18 protein-coding genes and 1 pseudogene are annotated in these 22,309 nt (G+C 65.2%); 16 read left to right on the forward strand and 3 right to left on the reverse strand.

Going from position 1 to position 22,309, the window contains the following annotated elements; genetic code table 11:
- Window positions 1-191, reverse strand: a pseudogene (locus ACNJ7E_RS19385) (MspA family porin); the annotation flags it as partial.
- Between the two features lie 142 nt (window positions 192-333).
- Complete coding sequence (locus ACNJ7E_RS19390; RefSeq protein WP_418340739.1) at window positions 334-1,641, reverse strand: flavin monoamine oxidase family protein; 1,308 nt, start codon at window positions 1,639-1,641, stop codon at window positions 334-336.
- Window positions 1,642-2,033: 392 nt separating this feature from the next.
- On the opposite strand from ACNJ7E_RS19390, the gene ACNJ7E_RS19395 reads away from it, so the two are divergent.
- From ACNJ7E_RS19395 to ACNJ7E_RS19470, 16 genes are all read left to right on the forward strand, one after another.
- Window positions 2,034-2,876, forward strand: a complete 843-nt coding sequence (locus tag ACNJ7E_RS19395) for an IclR family transcriptional regulator (RefSeq protein ID WP_418340740.1) — start codon at window positions 2,034-2,036, stop codon at window positions 2,874-2,876.
- A 142-nt stretch (window positions 2,877-3,018) separates the two neighbouring features.
- Window positions 3,019-3,978: a PDR/VanB family oxidoreductase gene (locus ACNJ7E_RS19400; protein WP_418340741.1), complete on the forward strand. Its 960-nt coding sequence runs from the start codon at window positions 3,019-3,021 to the stop codon at window positions 3,976-3,978.
- Between the two features lie 110 nt (window positions 3,979-4,088).
- On the forward strand, window positions 4,089-5,240 hold the full coding sequence (locus ACNJ7E_RS19405) for an acyl-CoA dehydrogenase family protein (RefSeq protein WP_418340742.1): 1,152 nt from the start codon (window positions 4,089-4,091) through the stop codon (window positions 5,238-5,240).
- The gene (locus ACNJ7E_RS19410; protein ID WP_418340743.1) at window positions 5,237-6,487 is read left to right on the forward strand and encodes a CaiB/BaiF CoA transferase family protein; all 1,251 of its coding nucleotides are present in this window, start codon (window positions 5,237-5,239) and stop codon (window positions 6,485-6,487) included. Before ACNJ7E_RS19405 ends, ACNJ7E_RS19410 begins: the two co-directional genes overlap by 4 nt.
- A gap of 128 nt (window positions 6,488-6,615) precedes the next feature.
- A complete protein-coding gene (locus ACNJ7E_RS19415; RefSeq protein WP_418340744.1) occupies window positions 6,616-7,344 on the forward strand; it encodes an acyl-CoA dehydrogenase family protein in 729 nt (242 codons plus the stop codon).
- On the forward strand, window positions 7,341-8,156 hold the full coding sequence (locus tag ACNJ7E_RS19420) for an SDR family oxidoreductase (protein WP_418340745.1): 816 nt from the start codon (window positions 7,341-7,343) through the stop codon (window positions 8,154-8,156). Before ACNJ7E_RS19415 ends, ACNJ7E_RS19420 begins: the two co-directional genes overlap by 4 nt.
- Window positions 8,157-8,159: 3 nt before the next feature.
- Window positions 8,160-9,320, forward strand: a complete 1,161-nt coding sequence (locus tag ACNJ7E_RS19425) for an aromatic ring-hydroxylating oxygenase subunit alpha (protein ID WP_418340746.1) — start codon at window positions 8,160-8,162, stop codon at window positions 9,318-9,320.
- The gene (locus ACNJ7E_RS19430) at window positions 9,317-10,792 is read left to right on the forward strand and encodes an aldehyde dehydrogenase family protein (RefSeq protein ID WP_418340747.1); all 1,476 of its coding nucleotides are present in this window, start codon (window positions 9,317-9,319) and stop codon (window positions 10,790-10,792) included. Before ACNJ7E_RS19425 ends, ACNJ7E_RS19430 begins: the two co-directional genes overlap by 4 nt.
- Before the next feature lie 165 nt (window positions 10,793-10,957).
- The gene (locus tag ACNJ7E_RS19435; RefSeq protein WP_418340748.1) at window positions 10,958-12,625 is read left to right on the forward strand and encodes an ABC transporter substrate-binding protein; all 1,668 of its coding nucleotides are present in this window, start codon (window positions 10,958-10,960) and stop codon (window positions 12,623-12,625) included.
- A gap of 1 nt (window position 12,626) precedes the next feature.
- Entirely contained in the window at window positions 12,627-13,532 is a 906-nt protein-coding gene (locus ACNJ7E_RS19440) for an ABC transporter permease (RefSeq protein ID WP_164060829.1), read from the forward strand.
- Complete coding sequence (locus ACNJ7E_RS19445; protein WP_418340749.1) at window positions 13,517-14,437, forward strand: ABC transporter permease; 921 nt, start codon at window positions 13,517-13,519, stop codon at window positions 14,435-14,437. The genes ACNJ7E_RS19440 and ACNJ7E_RS19445 overlap by 16 nt, the downstream gene beginning before the upstream one ends.
- Window positions 14,434-15,516 (forward strand): ABC transporter ATP-binding protein, encoded by a 1,083-nt coding sequence (locus ACNJ7E_RS19450; RefSeq protein ID WP_164060830.1) that lies wholly within the window; start codon window positions 14,434-14,436, stop codon window positions 15,514-15,516. Before ACNJ7E_RS19445 ends, ACNJ7E_RS19450 begins: the two co-directional genes overlap by 4 nt.
- Window positions 15,513-16,319, forward strand: a complete 807-nt coding sequence (locus ACNJ7E_RS19455; RefSeq protein WP_418340750.1) for an ABC transporter ATP-binding protein — start codon at window positions 15,513-15,515, stop codon at window positions 16,317-16,319. The genes ACNJ7E_RS19450 and ACNJ7E_RS19455 overlap by 4 nt, the downstream gene beginning before the upstream one ends.
- Before the next feature lie 7 nt (window positions 16,320-16,326).
- Window positions 16,327-18,258, forward strand: a complete 1,932-nt coding sequence (locus ACNJ7E_RS19460; protein ID WP_418340751.1) for a CocE/NonD family hydrolase — start codon at window positions 16,327-16,329, stop codon at window positions 18,256-18,258.
- Between the two features lie 58 nt (window positions 18,259-18,316).
- Window positions 18,317-19,846 carry an L-piperidine-6-carboxylate dehydrogenase gene (amaB, locus tag ACNJ7E_RS19465; RefSeq protein WP_418340752.1) on the forward strand — a complete coding sequence of 510 codons (1,530 nt, stop codon included), beginning with the start codon at window positions 18,317-18,319 and terminating at the stop codon, window positions 19,844-19,846.
- Window positions 19,847-19,883: 37 nt separating this feature from the next.
- Window positions 19,884-21,071 (forward strand): NAD(P)/FAD-dependent oxidoreductase, encoded by a 1,188-nt coding sequence (locus ACNJ7E_RS19470; protein ID WP_418340753.1) that lies wholly within the window; start codon window positions 19,884-19,886, stop codon window positions 21,069-21,071.
- A 66-nt stretch (window positions 21,072-21,137) separates the two neighbouring features.
- Here ACNJ7E_RS19470 and solA read toward each other — a convergent pair whose 3' ends face one another.
- Window positions 21,138-22,274, reverse strand: coding sequence for an N-methyl-L-tryptophan oxidase (solA, locus tag ACNJ7E_RS19475; RefSeq protein ID WP_418340754.1), 1,137 nt, complete (start codon window positions 22,272-22,274; stop codon window positions 21,138-21,140).
- Window positions 22,275-22,309: the final 35 nt, after the last annotated feature.

Genomic DNA, 22,309 nt, shown 5'->3' on the forward strand with positions numbered 1-22,309 from the left:
CTCTCCGCGTTGCGGGCGATCTTGGCCGTGACGCTTCCCGCGTTGACGACCTTTTCGCCACCCGGCAGCGGCACGAAGGTGTCGGCGTTGGCCGCACCCGTGGACATCAGGCCGAGGACTACAGCCGCAGCGGCACCAAGGCCGGCAATGCGGGCTCCACGGCGCAGCACTGACTTACGGATTGTGCTCATTCATTCCCTCATTCGTGATTGTGGCAGCGAACCGACAGCACGTCATCGCACGGGATCGGTGGCGATCTCGTGCAATGACGGAACATGGTGTCGAACAGGTGAATTTGTGTGATTCGGGTGGGTTGTTGGCGGACCGAGCGGACTATCGCCGCAGTACCGCCTGGGCTGCCGAACGCCCGGTCTGGACTGCGCCCTCCATGTAGCCGGAGACCCAGTAGTCCGATCCGGCGACGAAGAACGGCGGCTCGTGCGCCGCATGTAGTGGGCCGATCGCGGAGAGATCACCGGGAGCGTAATGCGCCATGTATCCCAATGAGTATGGCTTGATGGACCATTCCTCGGTGAACAGTGCCGTCGGGTGGGCGGCAGCCTCTCCGTACATCCGTGACAATGCCGTGCGGGCGTCCACGTCACGCGCAGACTGATCTCCGGCGAGGTGAAACGACAACTGCGCCGGCGGCACGAGCGCGGACAACAGACCCGGCCCTTGCACCCAGGTGGAACCGAGAAGTCCATCGCCGTAGGCGGATCCGCTCTCACCCTGGCCGCGCCAGAATGAAGTCTCGTACGCGGCGACCACTTTCGCGGTGAGCGAGTTGCGAATCCGGTGAAGGGATTCGAGGCGCTCGGACGACAGCCCGGTGATGGCGACCTGCCTGAGAGGAGCAACAGGAATCGCACACACGACATTCGCCGCGGCGACCGTGCGACCCCCACGGAGCTCCACGGTGACTCGGTGGGGCTCGACGTGGAGAGCGGTGACGGCACTCGACAGTTCGATTCGGTCTCCGAGCTCGTCAGCCATCCGATGGGCGACCGTTGCGCTACCCTCCGCAACCGTCGACCGAGTCCACTGGTCGATGTCGTAGTACCTCTCGAGGGCGGTCGCGCCGACCGAAGACATCTTGCGCAGCTCGGCCAGGAGCGAAGTCCGGGCCGTGCCGTCCGCAGCCAGTCCCGCCTTCGCCAGCTCGAACATGCGACTCACCGCGGGTCGAGCCGCAACCTCGTCGAGCCACGTGGCGAAGGACAGGGAGTCCAGCACCTTCGCGTCGGGATGTGCCCACGGATTGTCGGGCTGAACCTGCTTCGCGAGAGCGACCATCAACTGAGTCACACGCTCGTAGTCCGCAACATCTTCCTCGGTCATCCAGGCTGCCTGGTCACCACGGATGACGGTTCCGTCGATATCCCACACCGTCTGGCCGGGTTCGGAGATGTAGCTGTCACGCAGCGACAATCCGAGTTCGTTCACCAGACCGATGTACGACGTGTGGGAACTCCCGACCAACTCGCCGCCGAGCTGAACGATCCGGCCATCGTCGAGTCGGGTCTGTTTGACCCGGCCCCCGACGCGATCCCGGGCCTCGAGGACCCGGACATCGAGACCTCCATGCACGAGGTCCCGCGCGGCTGAGAGGCCGGCGAGCCCGGCCCCGAGGACTACCACGTCCAGAATTGTTTCTCCGCTCCGTGATGTTCGAACCACAGTGTGGCTCATGATGTGTGAGGGCAGGGCGCGACTGTGAGGCCAGGAGTGCGGGGAGAAGCTGCACGAATGCCGGCGGCGCTGCTCACCTGCCGATTTCGGTGACCGGCGCCGAATCGCCGCCCTGTCGGGTCGGCGCGGAACAGCGCAGGTCGGAGATGAGTACTGTCAGCCGGATGTCATCCGCGTCTCGCCCGAGGAGCGAGAAGTTTCGAGGAATGAAATCAACTTCCGAATGACGAGAACTGTATCTACCGGGGGATATGGCGTCAAGGCCCGAATTCCCGCGAGACGGGCACCGGTTTTCCGGTCGAGTGGACAGGGCCGCGGCCGTGGGTGGAGCCGAGGAGGTTGTGTCCCGCTCGGCGGGGATGCCGTCCCGGCCCGGCCCGCGTGCTAGTAGCTTTGCGTGCATGTCCACTTCAGACGTGCGCGCGCAATCGGAAGCCTCGCCGAGCTCGGTCAAGACCCTCGCTCGCGGTCTGGAGATTCTGCAGCTCTTCTCGGAGGACGATCCGGAGTTGAGTCAGAGCGACATCGCGTCACGGTGTGGCCTGCCGATGCCGACCGTCCACCGATTGGTGGGGACGCTGGTCGGTCACGGGTTTCTCGAGCCGGTCGCGGGCGGTCGAAATCTTCGATTGGGCAGCACGCTGCTGCAGCTCGCGGGACCGTTGATCGCTCGGAGCGATCCGACCGTGGTGATACGTCCGAAGCTGCACGAGTTGTCGAAGCAGTCGGGTGAAACCACGAACTTGGCCATGCTGCTCGGACCGTGGGTGGTGTACTTGGATGGGGTGACCGGATCGCGCATGCTCACACCGCAGGCGACGATCGGTGCGCGGATCTCCGCGCACAACACGGCGCTGGGGAAGGCGTTGCTCGCCCAGTTGGACGACGCGGAGGTCAGGGAGCGCATCGGTGAAGGTCCGTATCATCGGACGACGAAGCGAACCGCAGCTGATTGGCCCGAGCTGAAGAAGCGGCTGGACGAGGTTCGCAGGACCGGGATCTCGATCTCGGACGAAGAGTACGAAATCGGCCTGACCTCTATCGCGATCGCGTTGCCGCCTCAGTCGGACGGGACCTTGCGCGGGATCAACATCTCGTTGCCGCTCAGTCGCGCGACCGAGGAATTCCGGGTCACGGCGATTGCCATGTTGCGCGACGTGGCGGCAGCGGTCTCGGCACGCTAGACCCTTCGACCTCGAGTCGTTTCAGGCCGCAACTGACTGTTGACGGCCAGTTCGTGCCGTCCGTACTGTTCTCGCTATGCGAAAGTCAATTTCTCTCCCTGAAAGTAACGGCGCAACGGGGAGGGTGGAGTCGACCTTCCTGGTGACCCGTGAAGTGCGGCGCGAAGCCGACGGTATCTGTTCGTTTCGCTTCGAACGCGCTGATGGCGGCACCTTGGAGGCGTGGGAACCCGGCGCCCATCTGGACTTCACCCTCCCGTCGGGTCTCACTCGCCAGTACTCTTTGTGCGGCGATCCCTCGGATGACCGCAGTTACCTGGTCGCGGTGCTCGACCAGCCCGAGGGGCGTGGTGGTTCCCGCGAGTTTCACTCCTCGCTCGCACCCGGGGTGACGATCGAGGTCCGCGGACCGAGGAATCATTTCCCCCTCGTCGACGCCGAGTCGTACCTGTTCATCGCCGGCGGCATAGGCATCACGCCGATCCTCCCCATGGCCCGTGCCGTGGCGGCGGCAGGGAAACGCTGGCGAGTTGTCTACGGCGGCAGGACGACCGAGTCGATGGCCTTCCTCGAGGAACTTCGACAGCTGCAGGGTGACACGGACTTCGTGCCGGAATCCTCGCGCGGCCGGATCGATCTGGCGGGGGCGCTCGCTGCCGCTCCGGCTGGTACGCAGGTCTACTGCTGTGGTCCGGAACCGCTGCTGCGGGCAGTCGAGGAGTGCTGCGCGAACCACGCGAATGTGGGGGCCTTGCATTTCGAGCGCTTCGGAAGTGCTCGTCTTCCCGGCGACTCGACGCCCCGAGCCGACGATGCCGGCGCCACGTCCGGACTGGCGCGGTTCGAGGTCGAGCTGGCCTCGACCGGGACGACGGTCGTGGTGGACGAGGGGGACTCGATTCTCGATCGGGTGCTCGAGGTCGTCCCCGACTGGCCGTGGGCTTGTCGCGAAGGATATTGCGGCAGTTGCGAAGCCCGTGTGGTCGACGGCGAGCCGGAGCATCGGGACGACGTGCTCACGGACGAGGAACGAGCTTCCAACGCGGTCATGATGATCTGCGTCGGGCGTTCCTGCTCGCCGCGCCTGGTCCTCGACATCTGACCTTCGCACGGGCGCCCAATTTTCATTGACACTCGCCAATCCGCAGAGCTATTCTCATTGAGCAAAAGTTACTTCCATACAGTGAAACAAAATGGAGTTGAGGCAAGCCTATGACTACGGCAGGCTTTGAGATCGCAAACCCCGCTCTCACGCTCGAGGACACGGCTGCAACGGCAGCCCGCTTGGCGCAGGAGTTTGCAGTCAGCGGCTGCGGAGTGCCGAGCAATCAGGGTTCACCTTCCGACGCCGACTCCCGCGCGGCATATGCCGCATACGGGAAGGCCGGGCTCATCGGGATGCACTGGCCGCAGCGTTACGGCGGACGCGGGCTGGACGCACTGTTCACATTCGCCGTCGAGGAACAGCTCGGATACAACTGGCTGCCACTCTCGAGCTACCTCCTGTCGGTGAAAACGATTGGGAATGCCCTACTTCAGTTCGCCAGTGAGGAAATGTGCCAGATCTTCCTCCCGCAGATCGCCTCCGGCGACATGATCTTCTGCCAGGGGTTCTCCGAACCCGAAGCGGGCACCGACCTCGCGTCGCTTCGCACCACGGCGCGCCGCGACGGTGACCGGTTCATCGTGAACGGCCGCAAGATCTGGACATCGAGCGCCGAACACGCCGACTGGGTGTACCTCGCAGTCCGTACCGGTTCCACCGAGGCACGTCACCGTGGACTTTCCGTCTTCCTCGTGGACATCACCACGCCGGGCATCGTCGTGGACGTACACAAGACGCTGGGAGGCGGAACTCTCGGCGAACTGACGTTGACGGACGTGTCCATCCCGGCCGATCAGATCGTCGGCGAGGAAAATGCCGGTTGGGAAATTCTCATGGGCACACTCGATTTCGAGCGGGTTACCAGTGAGAAAGTCGGCATCGTCCTGCGTCTTCTCGACGACATGGCGCCTCTGGTCGCATCGCCGAGGGATCGCGAGATTCTCGCGGGGCTCCGCGGGGACGCGCAGATCGCGCGCCTGCACGGACGCCGCGCCACGGAGCGACTCGATGCACGACAGGACGCGAGCGCCGAATCCTCGATGGCCAAACTGTCGATCGCGCTGCTGCTGCAGGAACTGGCTGACGCGGCGGTAGAAGTGCTCGGTCCGCGTGCGTTGATCGAAAGCGGCCCGGGCGCAGTGCTCGACGGTAAACTCGCGGCACTTTCCCGCGCAGCGGCGGCGACCACCATCGCGGGCGGTGTTTCGGACATTCAACGCAAGAACATCTCCAGGCGAAGGGTAGGCGCAGCGTCATGACCGTACCGACCGCCAAGCCGCTCGCCGGGTTGCGTGTGCTCGACTACGCGCAGTACGTCGCGGGCCCGTTCGCGGCGATGATGCTGGCCGATCTCGGCGCGGAAGTCATCAAGGTGGAACCCCCGAACGGTGACGCCTGGCGGCACTACGAGCCGTTGACCCCGGATGGCGGACGATGGTTCATCTCGCTGAATCGCAACAAGAAGTCAGTGGTCGCGGACCTGAAAACTGAACGGGGACAAGATTTCAGTCGTGCGTTGATCCGCACGGCGGATGTCGTGATCCACAACATGCCCCCGGAACGGGCCGTGCGGTTCGGTTTGGATCGCGACACCGTCAAATCCGTCAACCCCGACGCGGTGTGGTGCTGCGTGTCGGCATTCGGCACCGACGGGCCCGAATCGCAGACCCTCGGCTACGACTTGATCGCGCAGGCGGCGTCCGGACTCCTGCTCGCCGACGCGCGCAGTGGTGATCCCGTACCACGTCGATCCGGTGGCATCGCCATGGCCGATCTGACGGCCGGCCTGCTCACCTTCGCGGCGGCGCTCGCCGGTCTCACCGACCGCTTCCGGCGACACGGCGAGACCGGCGTGTCCAAAGGTTTCGAGGTGTCGCTGCTCGGAGCGTCGTTGGCCGTGCAGGTACAGCGGTTCGTGTCGGTCGGAGGCAGCGAGTTCGACGACGCGCCCGCCGTCTGCGACGAGACGAGACTCGAGCAACTGGCCGAAACGGTGACGGAGTCGGACGAACTGGAGCCGTACTACCGTTGCTACGGCGCCTCGGACGGATTCATTGCGCTGGCCTGTCTCAATCTGGCGCAGCGCCGGAAAGTCCAGGCGCTACTCGGTATCGACGACCCGTGGGCGGTCAACCCACAGGCCGAGCCCGCCGACCAGGCGGAACGGGTGATGCGGAGTTCGCTGAAACACCGATTCGCCGAGGTGATCAAGACCGACACCGTCTCCCACTGGGTCGCGGCGTTCGAGGAACTCGGCGTTCCCGCCGGGCCCGTTCGCGAGATCACGCAAGCGCATTCTCTACCGCAGGTGCGCGCCAACGGACTCGTGCAGACGATCGAACAACCCGAGATAGGTCCCGTCAGCGTACTGGGATCGATCTTCAAGATCGACGGACAGGCCCGGCCCGACGCCGGTTCTGCACCGCGTCTCGGCGAACACACTCAGCAGCTGGCCGAGCTCGTCAGCGCAACACATACTTCGGAAGGGATCGCGACAGCGCGATGACTGAAAACGTAACGATGACGAAAGACGACGTTCGAGAGTTCGCGTCTTCGGTGAAGAGTATCTGCAGTTCTTTCCCGACGACGGGATCCTGGGCGCCCGATCGTCCCTCGGACGATCGCGACGCTGCGGTGCGCGAGAACCTTTCGCGCGCGGGCTGGTTCGATCTCGCGTCGGAACCGCAGGGAAGCGAGTTCCTCGGCGCCGGCGCAGTTGAACTCGGCCGGGCACTGGTCTCCGTCGACTGTATCGATGCGCTTCTCGGTCACGGCGTGGCCGTGGCATCGTTTGGGAACGGCGACGTCACCCTGGCGAGGTACTCACAGCCGGGTGACACCGTGTGGCTCTGTGGTCGCGGCGCGGCCCAGCTCGTCGAGGTGGTGGAAGCCACTCCGGTGAACTACATCGACGCACAGGGCGTCTCGATCGTGTCGACCACTCCGGTCACGCCGCAGGGCGTCCCGTCCGCGAGTGTCGACGCCTGGTACGCCGCGATGGCGGGCTACACCGCTGGTCTGGCTGCGGGCGCGCTCGAGCTGGCACTGAACCATGCGGAGAACCGCATCGCCTTCGGAAAGTCGCTGTCCGCCCTGGATTCGGTGGCGAAGAAGCTTGCGGATGTGGTGACCGCGACCGAGGGGCTCCAGATGGCGGCGGAGGACCTGCCGAGTGAGTTCGTCGTGCGCCGTGCGGTCGGCACGGCTGCGGGTGTCGCCAAGGACTGCCACCAGATCCTCGGCGCACTGGGATTCACCCTCGAATTCCCCCTGCAGCGATACTCGCGGCGAATCAAGGCGCTGCGTTCCTGGACGCCCCAGATCGTGGTGGCGCTGGAAGCAGCACGCGAGGGTGACCGATGACCCGGCACGATCCGCGCACCGTCGTCATCACCGGCGGAGCGAGTGGTATCGGGTTCGGTATCGCTCGGCGGTTGGTCGACGACGGTCACCACGTCGTCCTCGTCTCTCGTGACATCGACAAACTCCGCAGCGCTGCCGATCGGCTCGCGGACGCGCCGGGCACCTGTGCGGTCCATGCCGTCGATGTGCGGGATCACGACGGCGTCGCCGCTCTGTTCGAGTCGCTCCCCAGCGTGGATGCGCTGGTCAACAACGCGGCAGGCAACTTCACCGCGCCGACCGTAGATCTGTCGTTCGGTGGTTTCCGAGCAGTCGTCGAGATCTCCCTCTACGGCACCTTCAATGCTTCGCAAGCCTTCGCGAAGCGTCAGATCCGGGAGTCGCGCCCGGGGGTAATTCTCAACATCGTCGCGAGTTACGCGTGGACCGGAGCACCGCTGGTGGCCCACTCCGCCGCGGCGAAGGCCGGGATGATCGCCTTCACGAAGTCCGTGGCACGCGAGTGGGGGCCGAACAACATCCGCGTGAACGCACTCGCACCCGGCTTCGTCCCGACCGACAACGCGGTGGCCGGCATTCTCTCGACACCCGGGGCGAAGGAGCGAATGCTGGAACTGATCCCGATGGGCCGGTTCGGCACGCCGGAGGACATCGGCGACGTCGCGGCATTCCTGCTCGGCGACGAATCGCGATACGTCACCGGGGCGGTTTTCGCGGCCGACGGTGGCCGATCGGTCGGAGTCTCCATGCACGACGGCGGCGACAGATCCGCCGACACAGACCAAGCGGTACTAACCGCGGGAAGGGGTTGAATCATGACCGATACGGTTGCACCGGAGAGCTTCTCCGTGAGTACGGACGAGACGGCGCGAGTTGCAGAACACCTGGTGGAAGGGAAGACACTTCCCCTCGAGTGGTACACCTCTCCCGAGGTCGCCGAGGCGGAGAAGAAGGCGATCTTCGCTTCCAGCTGGCACTATGTCGGTCGCGCCGCAGATGTCGAAGAGACCGGGATGTTCGTCACCGCAGATATCGGCGACGTCCCCATCGTGATCGTTCGCGATCGGGACGGATCGCTGAATGCGTTCCACAACGTGTGCCGGCACCGCGCGGCCAAGGTCGTACTGGACGAGAAGGGCCAGCGCCGAACCCTGCAGTGCCACTACCACGCCTGGACGTACGGTCTGGACGGAAGCCTCAAGGGTGCACCGCGTTCGGCGTCCGAGGAGTGCTTTCCACAACAGCAGTTGGGACTGCGCAAGGCGTCCGCGCAGACGTGGGGACCCTTCCTGTTCGCGCATCTCGACGACTCCCCGGCCGATCTGTTCGACCAGCTGGGTGAGGTGCCGGACCTGATCGCGGCTGCCGGGATCGACGTCGACGGGCTGAACTTTCACTTCCGGTCGGAGTACGACATCGCCTGCAACTGGAAGGTCGCGATGGAGAACTACCTGGAGTGCTATCACTGCCCGACCGCGCACCCCGGATTCAGCGACGTGCTGGACACCCAGATGGATGCTTATCAGCTCGAGCTGGAGCACACCTTCGCATGGCAGAACGGACCGCTGCGTCCGCTGCCCGGCAACGCGGTCCCTCGCTCCGAGGGGTACACGGGACGAGACGGAGCGGTTCCGGAAGGTCGATACTTCGCCATCTTCCCCAACCTGAAGATCAACATCAATCCGGGGTTGCCGAACCTGTCGATCGGCCCGATGGTGCCGACCGGTCCCGACGACTGCCACGGGATCCTCGACTACTTCTTCAGCGCGGACGTCACCCAGCAGTGGATCGACGACATGCTGGTCTTCGACGATCAGGTCGGCGTCGAGGATCGAGTACTGGTGGAGTCGGTACAGCAAGGCATCCGTTCGGGGTCGCTGACCGAAGGGCGGATCATGCTCCAGTCCGAGGCGCTCATCGGCGGGTTCCAGAAGTGGGTGCTCGAGAGGTACGCGGAAGGGACCCGAGGCGCGTGACCTTCGAACTCGCGCCCGGTTCGACTGCGGTTCGGTACGACTGCCTGTCCATCGGCGGACAATGGCGTCCGCCGGTGGACCCGGCGGTCGCCGAGGTGGTGAACCCGGCAACCGCGCGGGTCTGCGGCGAGATCGCCATCGGCGGCGCAGCTGATGTCGACCTCGCCGTCGACGCCGCCCGAACCGCGGGGCTCCGATGGTCGCGCACATCCCCTCAGGCCAGAGCCCGGCTCCTCGAAGCTGTTGCGGAGCGCATTCGACTGCAACATAACGAGTTCGCAGAATTGATCAGCCTGGAGATGGGCGCGCCGGCAGACAACGCGCGCGACACGCAGACCGATCTCGCGATCGCCGTGTTCGAGTCCTACGCGAAACTCGTGAACGAGTTCGAGTGGGAGGAGGTGCTGGGGAACTCGCTGATCGTCCATGAGCCGATCGGGGTCGTGGCGGCCATCACCCCCTGGAACTACCCGCTCTACCTCGCGTCGGTCAAGATCGCCGCGGCCCTCGCGAGCGGGTGCACGGTGGTCTTCAAACCGAGCATCGACGCACCGCTCGACGGGTACCTGCTTGTCTCCACGATCGAGGAAGTCGCACGCGAATGCGGAGCGCCGGCCGGTCTGGTCAATCTCGTCCCCGGTCACGGGTCCGTGGTGGGCGCGGCGCTCGTCGCGCATCCGGACGTGGCCGCGGTCTCGCTGACCGGGTCCACCAACGCAGGCAGGCAGGTGTCGATCGCCGCCGCGCACTCGATCAAACGAGTGGGGCTCGAACTCGGCGGTAAGTCCGCGGCGATCATCGTCGACGATGTCACGGACCTCGCCGGGGTGCTGTCCGGTGCCCTGGCCGACGTGTTCTTCAACTCGGGTCAGACGTGTACGTCCTGTGCCCGCATTCTCGTCCCTGCCTGCCGGTACGACGAAGCCGTGGAGTTGGCGGCCGCTATCGCGTCCCGTTGGACGATCGGCGATCCACGACTCGGGGGCGATCACATCGGGCCCGTCGCGACGCGCGCGCAATACGAATCCGTGATCGGCCATCTCGACGCCGGCCTCGCTGAGGGCGCACGTCTCGTGGTCGGCGGAGTGTGCCCGCCGGACCGGATTCCTGCCGGGATGGAGAACGGATTCTGGATTCTTCCGACGGTCTTCGCCGACGTCGATCCGGAAATGACAATTGCGACCGAAGAGATTTTCGGGCCGGTCGCCCTCCTGATTTCCTATGAAGACGACGACGCCGCCGTGCGGATCGCCAACAGTTCGATATACGGATTGAGCGGTGCGGTGTGGTCCGAAGACAACGATCGCGCACTGGCGCTCGCGCGCCGTCTCGAGACGGGTCGCGTAGTCGTCAACGGTGGACCGTTCAACGTGCTTGCGCCGACCGGCGGGTACAAGCAATCGGGTAACGGTCGAGAACTCGGAATTCACGGTCTCCGTGAGTTTCTCGAGGTTAAAAACATTCAGCGCTGACTCCGGATTTCAGACGAAAATCTCGGTGTCGATTCCGTGTGAAGCCTTGTGGCGCCGGTCACTTCAGCGCTACTATGAATAACGAAAGCGGCTTTCATAGATTGAAAGTCTGCAGGCCGGGGTGGTGAGAACCTACCGACTCGAGGCCCTAGAAGGAGCGGATCCGTGAGTTTCGATGCAGTCAGTCGCCGAAAATTTCTCGCGCTCGGCGGCGTGGGCGCAGTAGCGCTCGCACTGGCGTCCTGTGGACGCACTACAGTCCCCGGCGCTCAAATGGTCGGACCCCCGTCCGGTGTCCCGGCGGCGCCGCCGGGACCCGGCGATGTCGTGCACGGCCGCAGCGGTGGAAGTGTCGTCACCGCGTGGAGCGCGGAGGGCAACTCCTACGACGCGCAACTCGGCTACGACCTGCATTCGTGGGAGGCGGTGACGAGCCTGCTCTATCTCCCGCTGTTCCGGTTCGAAGGACAGGCGGGAGGGGCCGCGCCCGCAGCGGCAGCCGCGCTTCCGGAGATTTCCGAGGACGGCACTCGGTACGTCATTCGACTTCGTCCCGACGTCAAGTTCCACAACGGACGGCCCGTCGTCGCCGACGACTACGTGTACGCGTGGCGGCGACTCCTCGATCCGGCGACAGAGTCTTGGGCCTCAGGCTATTTCGGCTCGATCGTGGGAAGTGAGGACTATCTCGCCGGCATCTCGACCGCGCTTCCCGGCGTCTACGCGCAGGATGATCTCACCCTGATCGTGGAGCTGTCGGCGCCGGACGTGACGTTCACAAGTTTGATGGCCCAGCCCTACGCGGCGGCCCTGCCGAGAGAGGAGGTCGAACGCCTCGGTGAGGAATTCAGCCGGACGCCCGTGGGCAACGGACCCTTCATGATCACGTCGTACGACACCAAGAACCGACGGTCGGTGTTCGTCCGCAGCCCCTACTATCCGTGGCCGGGACTGCCGTTTCTGGACGAGGTCGTCTACCGATGGGGCATCGATCCCTCGATGCAGTTCCTGCAACTCCAGAACGGCGATGTCGACATCCTCGGCGAGGGGCTCACGCCGACCATCGCCGAGCGGGTGCAGGGTAATCCGGAACTGCGAGAGACGTACACGAAGTTCATCCCCGTTCTGGGGGCGGGCTGGGCGGCTCTCAACGTCGCGACCGACAAGCTCGCGGATCCGCGTGTCCGGCAGGCGCTCAATTGGGCCACCGACAAAGACCAGTTGGCCAAATACTCGCGCGGACTGCAGAAATCCTGGGGAGCGATAATTCCCGAGGACGAACCCGAATACCAACGAATTGTTCCGCCGTACTCGTACGATCTCACGCGCGCAAAGGCGCTCATGAAAGACGCCGGTGTCGATTCCCTCGAACTCGAATTCTTCTGCAATGATGACGACTATTGGAAATCCGCCAGCCTCGTATTGCAGCAGCAATGGGCAGAGATCAATGTAAACCTCAACATCACGTCGCTCAGTAACGCCGCATTCTGGACGGCTTTGGACAACGGCGAGGCCGATGTTTTCGGCAGGCAGTTCTACCAGGTTCAGCCGACGGGACTGGATATTCTCGCAAGCAATTTTGTGACAGGAGCGTCGTCGAATTTCCAGGGATATTCCAACCCCCGAGTCGACGACCTGGCGGGCCGTTCACTGGCGAGCCTGACCCGCGAAGAGAGCAACGCGCACCTCGCGCGCGCCGAAGCGCTCGTGGCCGAGGACGCGCCGGGTGTATTCATCGGCAGTCTCCAGTTCTATGCGATGCGGTCGCCGCGGGTCCAGAACTACCAAATGCGGGCCGAGACCGGCACCTACTACGACCGAATCTGGGTGTGATGTGAGTACCATTGTTGCGGCAGCCGTCCGGGACGAACACGTCGAAGTGCCTGCCAAACGGGCGAGGACGGCTCGGCGAAGCAAGTTGCTCTACATCGGCCTTTCCCTCCTCGGCCTCCTCATTCTCTTCGCAGCCGTCGCGCCGCTGTTCGGATCTCCCTATGTGCTCCACCGGGACGGCCTGACGGATCTGGGAAGCCCCCTGGGCATCCTGTCACCCGGCCACCTCGCGGGCACGGACTCGCTCGGCAGGGACCTCCTCGCCCGGAGCGCGTCGGGACTGCGGGCGACGCTCGTGATCGCGATCGCGGCCAACGTCACGTCGATGCTCGTCGGCACGGTGGTGGGCCTGATCGCCGGGTCGTTCGGACCCGTTGTGCAACAGGGACTCATGCGGGTGGTCGACGTATTCCTCTCGATTCCCATCGTGCTGTCCGGCCTGGCTCTGGCCAGTATCGTCGGCCGCGGAATGTGGGGCATCGTCGTCGTGGTGACGGCCCTCTACTGGGCGTGGACTGCGAGACTCGTCTACGGCGAGGTACTGCGTTTGCGCGGTAGAGGATTCGTCGAGGCCGCCGCGGTCCACGGCGTCGGCAAGCTGACGATCCTGCGGCGGCACATCCTCCCGCACATCTCCACCGTTCTCCTCAACATCGCAGCACTCAACGGCGCAGCTGTCGTGGTGATCGGCGCCGGACTGTCCTACCTCGGCGCCGGCATCCAGCCGCCGCAGCCGGAACTGGGCAATCTTCTGGCCAGTGGGTCCACCGCGATCGACTACGCGCCGCATCTGTTGCTGGTACCGCTTGTCCTGACCATCGCCACGGTTCTGTCGTTCGTGCTCATCGCCGAGGGCATCAACCGTCGCAACTCTCTCTCGGAGCGGCAATCATGGCTCGATATCTGATCACACGGGTGCTCTATGGTGTGCTGACCATAGCGCTGGTGATTCTCCTGACCTTCATGATCCAGTACATGCTTCCCGGCGATCCCGCCCGCACGATTGCCGGGCCACGGGCAAGCGAGGAGGTACTCGCGGCTGTCCGGGAACGGCTGCATCTCAACGATCCACTCGTCGTGCAGCTCTGGCAGTACTACTCGTCGGTGTTCACCGGAGATCTGGGCGAGTCCTACACACGACACCGCCCCGTGCTCGACCTGATCCTGGAGAGACTGCCGGCCACCGCACTACTCGCGGTCACGGCACTGGCCGTAGAGATGATTCTCGGTGCGTCCCTCGGGCTCTGGGAGGCGCTGCGTCCCACTCGGAGCTGGGCCCTGGCGGCCACCAATGTCGCCCTGCTGTCGATTCCGCCGTTCGCGCTGGGATTCCTGCTTCTGCTCGCCTTCGGCTACCTCGTCCCGATCTTCCCGGTGGACGGTGGTACCGGGTTCTCACACCTGGTGCTCCCTGCGCTGACGCTCGGGGTGCTCGGCGCCCCGTACTACGCGAACGTCGTTCGAGACGGCATGAAAGATGCCCTCGCGTCGTCGTTCACGCGAACGGCTGTCGCCAAGGGACTGTCGAGGCGCTACGTCGTGTCCCGGCACGTCGTCCGCAACGCACTGCCCCCGTCGATCACGATGCTCGGGATGGACGTCGCGATCATGTTCTCCGGCGTCGTCTTCGTCGAGGCCATCTTCGGCTGGCCGGGAATCGGCGCCCTGCAGACCGAGGCATTCGCCGACGTCGACCGACCGGTGCTGACCGGCACGGTGATCGTGGCCGCTGTCCTCGTCGTTCTCGGAAATCTTGCTGCCGACGTCATCCGAGCGTTGATCGATCCCCGAGCGAAAGTGGGCGCACTGTGAATGCACCGTCGGGCGCTCCGAGCGCAACCGCGGGCGGCCCGGCCCCGGCCGCACCGCGTGTCATCGGCAGTGATGTCGTCGTCAGCGATCTGTCGATCTCCTACGGCAGCTACTGCGCGGTCCGCGACGTCGGTTTCGAGATCAAGGCGGGTACCACGATGGCCCTCGTCGGCGAGTCGGGCTCCGGGAAGTCGACGATTGCGCTCGCCGCGAGCAGGCTTCTGCCACGCGGGACGACGATCGATTCCGGTTCGATCTGCGTGGACGGCAGGGACGTCGTGCGGATGCAGGGGAACGAGCTGCGCGAGATGCGTGGCGATACAGTGGCCTACCTCGCCCAGGATGCCCTGGCGGCCCTCAATCCCGTGGTTCGCATCGGGCGGCAGGTGAGCGAGATCTACAGCGTTCGCGGGGGTGACAGGAAGGCCGTTGCGGAAGCGAAGGCGATCGCCGCCCTGGCCCAGGTCAACATCAACGATCCGGAGAGAGTAGTGCGGATGTATCCGCACCAACTGTCCGGGGGTATGCGCCAGCGGGTCATGATCGCCATGGCGCTGGCGTTCGAGCCCGCACTGCTGATCGCCGACGAACCGACCACGGCGCTCGATGTCACGGTGCAGGCCGAGATCCTGCAACTCATCGTCGATCTCCAGGCGCGAAATGGGCTGACCTGCCTCTGGATCACCCATGACATGTCGGTGGTTGCCGAGATGGCCGACTCGGTCACCGTGCTCTACGGCGGCCGGATGCTCGAATCGAGCGACGTGTACTCGATGTTCGACACTCCGCGGCAGCCGTACACGCGCAAACTGCTCGACTGTTTCGCCAGCGGACGCTCCGCGAAGCCGAAAGAAGCGTTCAGCGCGATTCCCGGAAGCCCTTCCGCGCATTCGACCACGACCGGGTGCCCATTCGCCTCACGGTGCGACCGAGCAGATGACGTCTGCGTCTCGGAGACACCCCGGTCGGTCGAACTCGCCCCCGACCACTGGGTGGCCTGTCACCACCCACTCGACATCGAGACCGAAGACGACGTCAAGACGCCGGCACTCGCCGCTAGCAGAGGTGGACAATCGTGAGTAGCGTCGATACGCCCCTGGTCGAAGTCCGTTCGGTGTCCAAGAGTTTCGGCTCGGCCAAGGTGCTGGACGGGGTGTCCTTGCTCGTCGAGCGTGGCAAGACCACCAGCCTGGTCGGCGAATCCGGTTCGGGGAAATCCACCTTGGCGCGGATCGTCACCGGTCTGGGGACATTCGATTCGGGAGAGCTGCTCTTCAGTGGCGCGCCCCGTCCGCGCCGGGGGAAGGCGGCACGCGAATTCCGGCGCACCGTGGGGGTCGTCCTCCAGGACCCGTACGACTCGATCGATCCGAGATTCACGGTCGGTGAAGTCGTCGCAGAGCCGCTACGCGCTCAGAAGCGTTATCGCGCAGGCGGAAAAGAACGGGTCCGCGAACTACTGGACCAATGCGGAATGTCGGAGGTCGGAACGGACGCTCACGTTCATCGGCTGTCCGGCGGACAGCGACAGCGAATCTGCATCGCCCGTGCGCTGGCGACAGATCCCGACTTCATCGTGTGCGACGAACCGACGTCGGCTCTCGATGTGTCCGTGCAAGCCCAGATCCTGAATCTACTTCTGCGGTTGCAGCGCGAACGCGGTCTCGCCTACCTCTTCATCACGCACGACATCGACGTGGTCCGGCGGATCAGTGACCGTGTCGCGGTGATGCACCGGGGCAGAATCGTCGAGAGCGGGTCCGCGCACGACGTCACGCAGAATCCGCAGGACGCCTATACGCAGCGACTACTGTCCGCGGTCCTGGGCTCCTCACCGCACACACGAAAGCTCTCGTATCCGTACTCGTCACACACCTCCTAGGACGGACATGTTCGAATTCACCGCAATCGATTCCTCGCTCGCGATGAGCGACGGGGTCCCGCTTGCGTTCACGTTGTACCTGCCGGTCACCGACGAATCGGTTCCCGTGCTGCTCGAGGCGTTGCCCTACCGCAAGGACGATCTGCTCGAACGGGTGCACTACGAGCGATTCTGCACAGAGTTCGGGTTCGCCGTCTGCCGGGTGGACGTGCGCGGCACCGGTTCGTCGGGCGGACTGGCCACGGACGAGTACCCGCTCAGCGAACTCGACGACATGGCGTCCCTGATCGAGTGGCTCGCCGGACAGGAGTGGTCGAACGGATCGGTCGGTATGTTCGGCTGGTCGTACAGTGGCTTCAATTCCCTGCAAGTGGCCGCCGCACGCCCGGCAGCGCTGAAGGCGATCGTGCCGATCTACTCCTCCGACGACCGCTTCAACGACGACGTGCACTACATGGGCGGCGCGATGCGTGCCCTCGACCTCGTCGACTACCCGTCGTTCATGATCGCGATGAACGCCATGCCACCGGTCCCGTCTCTGTGGGACGGTGACTGGCGCGAGGAGTGGCGACACCGGATCGAGAGCAATGAGCCGTGGGTCTTCACGTGGCGAAGCGAGCAGCGCCGGCAGCCGTACTGGCAGGACGGATCGGTTCGACCCGACTACGCCAGCGTCACGTGCCCCACGATGATCGTGGCCGGATGGGCAGATGGCTACCGCAACAATACGTTTCGCACGGTAGAGGCTCTGGAGAATGCGGGGACCCCGTGGAAGCTGCTGATCGGTCCGTGGAGTCACATGGGCGCGGAGCTGTCCCTTCCCGGTCCCTGGATCGATCTGACCGCAGAGATGGCCAGGTGGTTCGATCGCTGGCTTCGTGACGAGCAGAACGGGATCGACGCCGAACCGCAGGTCACGATCTTCCACCGGCGCTCGACCGCGCCGGAACCGGATCTCCGTGAGGTCAACGGGACGTGGCGGGATCACATCGGACTACCGCTGGCGGACACGAAGACACTCGACTTCGATCTCGGCACCGGTTGCGTCACCCATGCGGTGATCGGCGACGTCGGAACCGCTGCGTGGAACAGCTGCGCGGGATCGCTTCCCTGGGGCCAGCCGACGGACCAGAGGTACGACAATGCCGCGTCGATGACGTGGGATTGGCCCGCGGACGACCTTCATCTCTACGGTCACCCACGCCTGCAGCTGCGAGTGCGCGCCGACCAACCGGTCGCGTTCGTCTCCGCCAAGCTGTGTGACGTGGCCCCGGACGGAACGTCGACACTGATCACGCGCGGCTTGCTGAACCTCACCCACCGCGGCGGGTACGACAGCGACCCCGTGGCGCTGGAGCCCGGCGAGTGGGTGGATGTCGAGATCGAACTCGAAGCCACCGCATGGAGTCTCGACGAAGGCAGGCAACTCCGTCTCGCCGTCACTGGAAACGACTGGCCGAACGTGACGGCGCCGCCGCGGCCCGTGACTCTCGAGATCGACCGCGAGGCGTCGAACCTGCTGTTGTCGGTGATGGAGTCGATCGACGACCTTCCCGAGTCGACCCTGCCCCATGTGCATCCCGAGTCGTTGCAGACCGGCGACGGGGTGACCTGGAGAGTGGAGCGTGACGTGCTGGCGCGCACGACCACCTGCCGCACGGCACACGGTTCGCGGTGGACGAGCACCAAGGGCTTCGCCTGCAGCGAGGAGTACAGCGGAGAGGTCACGCTCGATCTCCGTACGTTCGATCAGCGCATCGAGGCGTTCGCCCGGTTCGAGGTCGACTATCCCGAGGGCAGGACGGCGACACAGTCGACGATGACCGTGACGACGTCGCCCACCCATTTCGACCTCGACGTTTCGGTCGAGGCCTTCGACGACGGAGAACCGTTCGCGCAGAAGCCTTGGCACCACACCGTCCGCCGGGACCTCGCGTGATCCCAGCCGACAACTCTCGACCGTCCCGATCGATTACCCCTTCCCGTTGGAGTGTTTGATGTCTTCTTTTCCTGTTTCCGGTGAGCTCGCTGTTCGCGCTGCCGAGGTCCTGGCGCGGCTCGGGGCCGACGCCCCGTCCAGTCCCGATGGTCCGGTGGTGTCGCGGAGTCCGATCACTGGTGAGGTGATCGGCCGGCTGGAGGCGAGTACCGCACGCGAGGTCGACGACGCGATTTCGTCGGCGGCGCGCACGTTCGCCGACTGGCGGCTGGTGCCCGCACCGCAACGCGGGGCGGTCGTCGCCCGCCTCGGGCAGCTGCTGACCGAACACAAGGACGACCTCGCATACCTGGTGACCGTCGAGGCCGGCAAGGTCACCTCCGAGGCGCTCGGTGAAGTGCAGGAAATGATCGACATCTGCCAGTTCGCGGTCGGACTCTCCCGCCAGTTGTACGGCAAGACGATGGCCTCCGAACGGCCGGGACACCGGCTGTCGGAGACCTGGCATCCGCTCGGGGTGGTCGGGGTGATCTCGGCATTCAACTTCCCCGTCGCGGTCTGGTCGTGGAACACCGCGATCGCCCTCGTCGCCGGAGACACCGTGGTGTGGAAGCCCTCGGAGATCACCCCGCTCACCGCGCTCGCTTGCGACGCGCTGCTGCGCCGGGCCGCCGCCGACGTCGGCGCCCCCGCCGGCATCCATCACCTGATCCAGGGCCCACGCGAGGTCGGGGAACGACTCGTCGACGATCCCCGTGTCGCCCTGCTCAGCGCCACCGGATCGGTGCGGATGGGCCGCGAGATCGGCCCCCGCGTCGCCGCCCGCTTCGGGCGGAGCCTGCTCGAACTCGGCGGCAACAACGGGGCCGTCGTCACCGAACACGCCGACCTCGACCTCGCGGTACGTGGCATCGTGTTCTCCGCCGCCGGCACCGCCGGGCAGCGGTGCACCAGCCTGCGCCGGCTCATCGTGCACTCCTCCGTCGCCGACGAACTCGTCGACCGCATCAGCAAAGCCTACGAGCAGCTTCCCATCGGCAGCCCCCTCGACGAGACCACCCTCGTCGGACCCCTCGTCCACCGGGCGGCGTTCACCGCCTTCGCAGACGCCCTCGCGAAAGCGAAAGCCGGCGGCGGCGAGATCGTCACCGGCGGCGGAACCCGCTTCGCCGACCAACTCGACGACGCCTACTACGTCGAACCGGCCCTCGTCCGGATGCCCGCGCAAACCTCGGTCGTGCACGAGGAAACGTTCGCCCCCATCCTCTACGTCCTGACCTACGACGACTTCGAGGACGCGATCGCGTTGCACAACGAAGTACCGCAAGGACTGTCGTCGGCGATCTTCACCACCAACCAACGCGAAGCGGAACGGTTCCTGTCTGCCGACGGCTCCGACTGCGGCATCGCCAACGTCAACCTCGGCACCTCCGGCGCCGAGATCGGCGGAGCATTCGGCGGCGAGAAGGAAACCGGCGGCGGGCGCGAATCCGGCTCCGACGCCTGGAAAACCTACATGCGACGATCCACCAACACCGTCAACTACTCCACCGAACTCCCACTCGCCCAAGGCGTCAACTTTCTCTGACACCGGAACGTATCGAGCTGAACGAGAGGGAAATGCGATGACAAATCTTCGATCCGACACCCAGTGGAATTCGGTGAGCGCCTGGGACGACGATCCGGTGGTCGCGTCGTGGAACGGTCTTCCGGTGTTGGAACAGAACGTCACGGCCGACGTGTGTGTCGTCGGCCTCGGCGGGTCGGGTCTCGCGGCGATCGGCGCCCTGGTCGAACGTGGGCTGCAGGTTGTCGGCGTCGACGCCGGGCGGGTCGCGGCCGGCGCGGCGGGGCGCAACGGCGGCTTCCTCCTGGGCGGCCCGGCGACGTTCCTCCACTCGTCCCTCTCGACCTGGGGGACGTCGTCGGTCGATCTCTATCGCGCAACCCTGCTCGAGTTGGACCGGCTTGCCGAGATGCTGGGTCCGGAGGTCATCGCACGGACGGGCTCCATTCGCCTCGCGGGATTGCCCGGCGAACCTGTCGACGACGCCGAGGCCGCCGATCGCGCGGCGGAACTCGCGGATTGCGCAGCACTGGCAACAGTGCTGCGTGAGCACAACATCGCTGTCGAAGAATACGACGGCGAGCTCGGGCGCGGCCTGTTTCTGCCCGACGACGCGGCCATGAACCCCTCCCGCCGAGCTCTGAGGCTGGCGTCACTCCTTCGGGGACGGGCCGGCCTGTACGAGCACTCGCCTGTCACCGCAGTGGAGAGTGGAAGGGTGACAACAGAACACGGTTCGGTCAGTGCGCCCGTCGTCATTGTCGCGGTGGACGGCAAACTCGAACAGGTCCTCCCGGATTTGCAGGGGCGGGTCCGGACGGCACGCCTGCAAATGCTCGGGACGGCGCCGGGGCTGCCTGAACGCCTGCCGTGCCCTGTGTACGGACGCTGGGGATACGACTACGCCCAGCAAGCGAAGGATGGGCGCCTGTTCGTCGGGGGCGGGCGAGACCGTTTCGTCGACACCGAGTGGACCTTCGACACGTCACCTACTCCGGGCGTCCAGGGCTACATCGAACGAGTAGCGGAACGTATGGCGGGCAAGCCCGTCGACGTCGTTCGGAGATGGGGTGCGTCCGTGAGTTACACCACCGACGGACGTCCCCTCTGCTCCGAGGTTCTTCCCGGTGTCATCGCCATCGGTGCGTACAACGGGACGGGAAACCTGGTGGGTCCCGTCGCTGCGCGTGCGGCTGTGGCACTGGCCCTCGATTCGACGACACCCCCGGAGTACTTCTCCGACTAAGGCGAGGGGGAGGGCTGACGGCCCTCCCCCTCGATCGCAACCGCGCGAACGCCGTATTCCGGTGTGTCAATCCGCGAATCGGTTGACGTCGAACAACTCCAAGGGGAATTCGGGGGTCGATCCGCAACTGAGATCGGCGGCGATCTCTCCGATCACCGGTGCAAATTTGAAACCGTGACCAGAGCACGCGGAGATGACCGTCACGTTCCTGTAGGCGGGTGGATTTCCGATGACGAAGTGCCCGTCGGGTGTGTTCGTGTACATGCACACCGCGGCCCGCACGGGGCGCGAACCCAATCCAGGCAGGTAACGACGGACGAGGTCCCGCAACGGAGCGGTGTCCTCGTCGTGGACCACACGATCCAAGTCGTCAGGGTCGGTCTCGCGCCCGCCGAGATGGAGCGCGATCTTGACCGTCTTGCCGTCCATGGTGGGGAAGCCGTACCACCTACCCTCCGGACTGTCCCTCAGAAAGACCGGGAACCGGTCCGGACCGAACTGTGCCGGATCCTCGGCCGGGAACCATGCCAGGATCTTGCGCTCCACAGTCAAGGGGAGCTGGGCGGCAGGGAGAAGGCCGGGAATCCAAGCGCCGGCCGCGACCACGACGTGGTCGGCTCGAATGACCTCGTCGTCGAGCCGCACGAGCACCGTGTCACCGGGACCGTCCTCGATACCCAGGACGCGGCTCTCGGGACGCACAGAGGCACCCAGTTCGCACGCACGGCGCGCGGCACCGGTGATCGCCAACTCCGGCCTGATCACGCCGGCGTCCTTCTCCCAGATGGCCGTATCCCCCTCACGCAATCGCTGAGTAGGAAACCGGGTACCGAATTCGGCCGGGTCGAGAATCTCCTGGGTGAGTGCATGCACCTTGGCTGCTTCGAGGGAGCCACCCACGATCACGCCGGTCGAGGGGCCGATGCTGAGGCCCCCGGTCATCGTCAAGACGGGTTCGCCGGTTTGCTCGCCGAGTTCCCGCCATCCTCGGAGTGCGGCCCGGAGCATCGGGACATACGCCGGATCCTCATGATATGCGGTTCTGAAGATGCGCGACTCGCCGTGCCCGGAGCCACGATCGTGCCCGGGAGTGAACTGCTCCAGACCGACGGCAGGAACACCCCGCTCCGACAGTCTCCACATGATTGCGGAGCCCATCGTGCCGGTACCTATCACGGCGACACCGGTCCTCGTCGTGGTCATCGAGCACGCACCAGCATGTATTCGCCGGCGGGGGA

This window comes from Rhodococcus mengyinensis, from assembly GCF_048381435.1.
In the GTDB taxonomy this organism is placed as follows: Bacteria; Actinomycetota; Actinomycetes; order Mycobacteriales; family Mycobacteriaceae; genus Rhodococcus_F; species Rhodococcus_F opacus_D.

Bases quoted from the DNA above. Each gene is read 5' to 3' on its own strand.
- ACNJ7E_RS19445 (WP_418340749.1), top strand. From the start codon at position 13,517: ATGGCTCGATATCTGATCACACGGGTGCTCTATGGTGTGCTGACCATA.
- ACNJ7E_RS19420 (WP_418340745.1), top strand. From the start codon at position 7,341: ATGACCCGGCACGATCCGCGCACCGTCGTCATCACCGGCGGAGCGAGT.
- ACNJ7E_RS19425 (WP_418340746.1), top strand. From the start codon at position 8,160: ATGACCGATACGGTTGCACCGGAGAGCTTCTCCGTGAGTACGGACGAG.
- ACNJ7E_RS19460 (WP_418340751.1), top strand. From the start codon at position 16,327: ATGTTCGAATTCACCGCAATCGATTCCTCGCTCGCGATGAGCGACGGG.
- ACNJ7E_RS19410 (WP_418340743.1), top strand. From the start codon at position 5,237: ATGACCGTACCGACCGCCAAGCCGCTCGCCGGGTTGCGTGTGCTCGAC.
- solA (WP_418340754.1), bottom strand. From the start codon at position 22,274: ATGACCACGACGAGGACCGGTGTCGCCGTGATAGGTACCGGCACGATG.
- ACNJ7E_RS19470 (WP_418340753.1), top strand. From the start codon at position 19,884: ATGACAAATCTTCGATCCGACACCCAGTGGAATTCGGTGAGCGCCTGG.
- ACNJ7E_RS19405 (WP_418340742.1), top strand. From the start codon at position 4,089: ATGACTACGGCAGGCTTTGAGATCGCAAACCCCGCTCTCACGCTCGAG.
- amaB (WP_418340752.1), top strand. From the start codon at position 18,317: ATGTCTTCTTTTCCTGTTTCCGGTGAGCTCGCTGTTCGCGCTGCCGAG.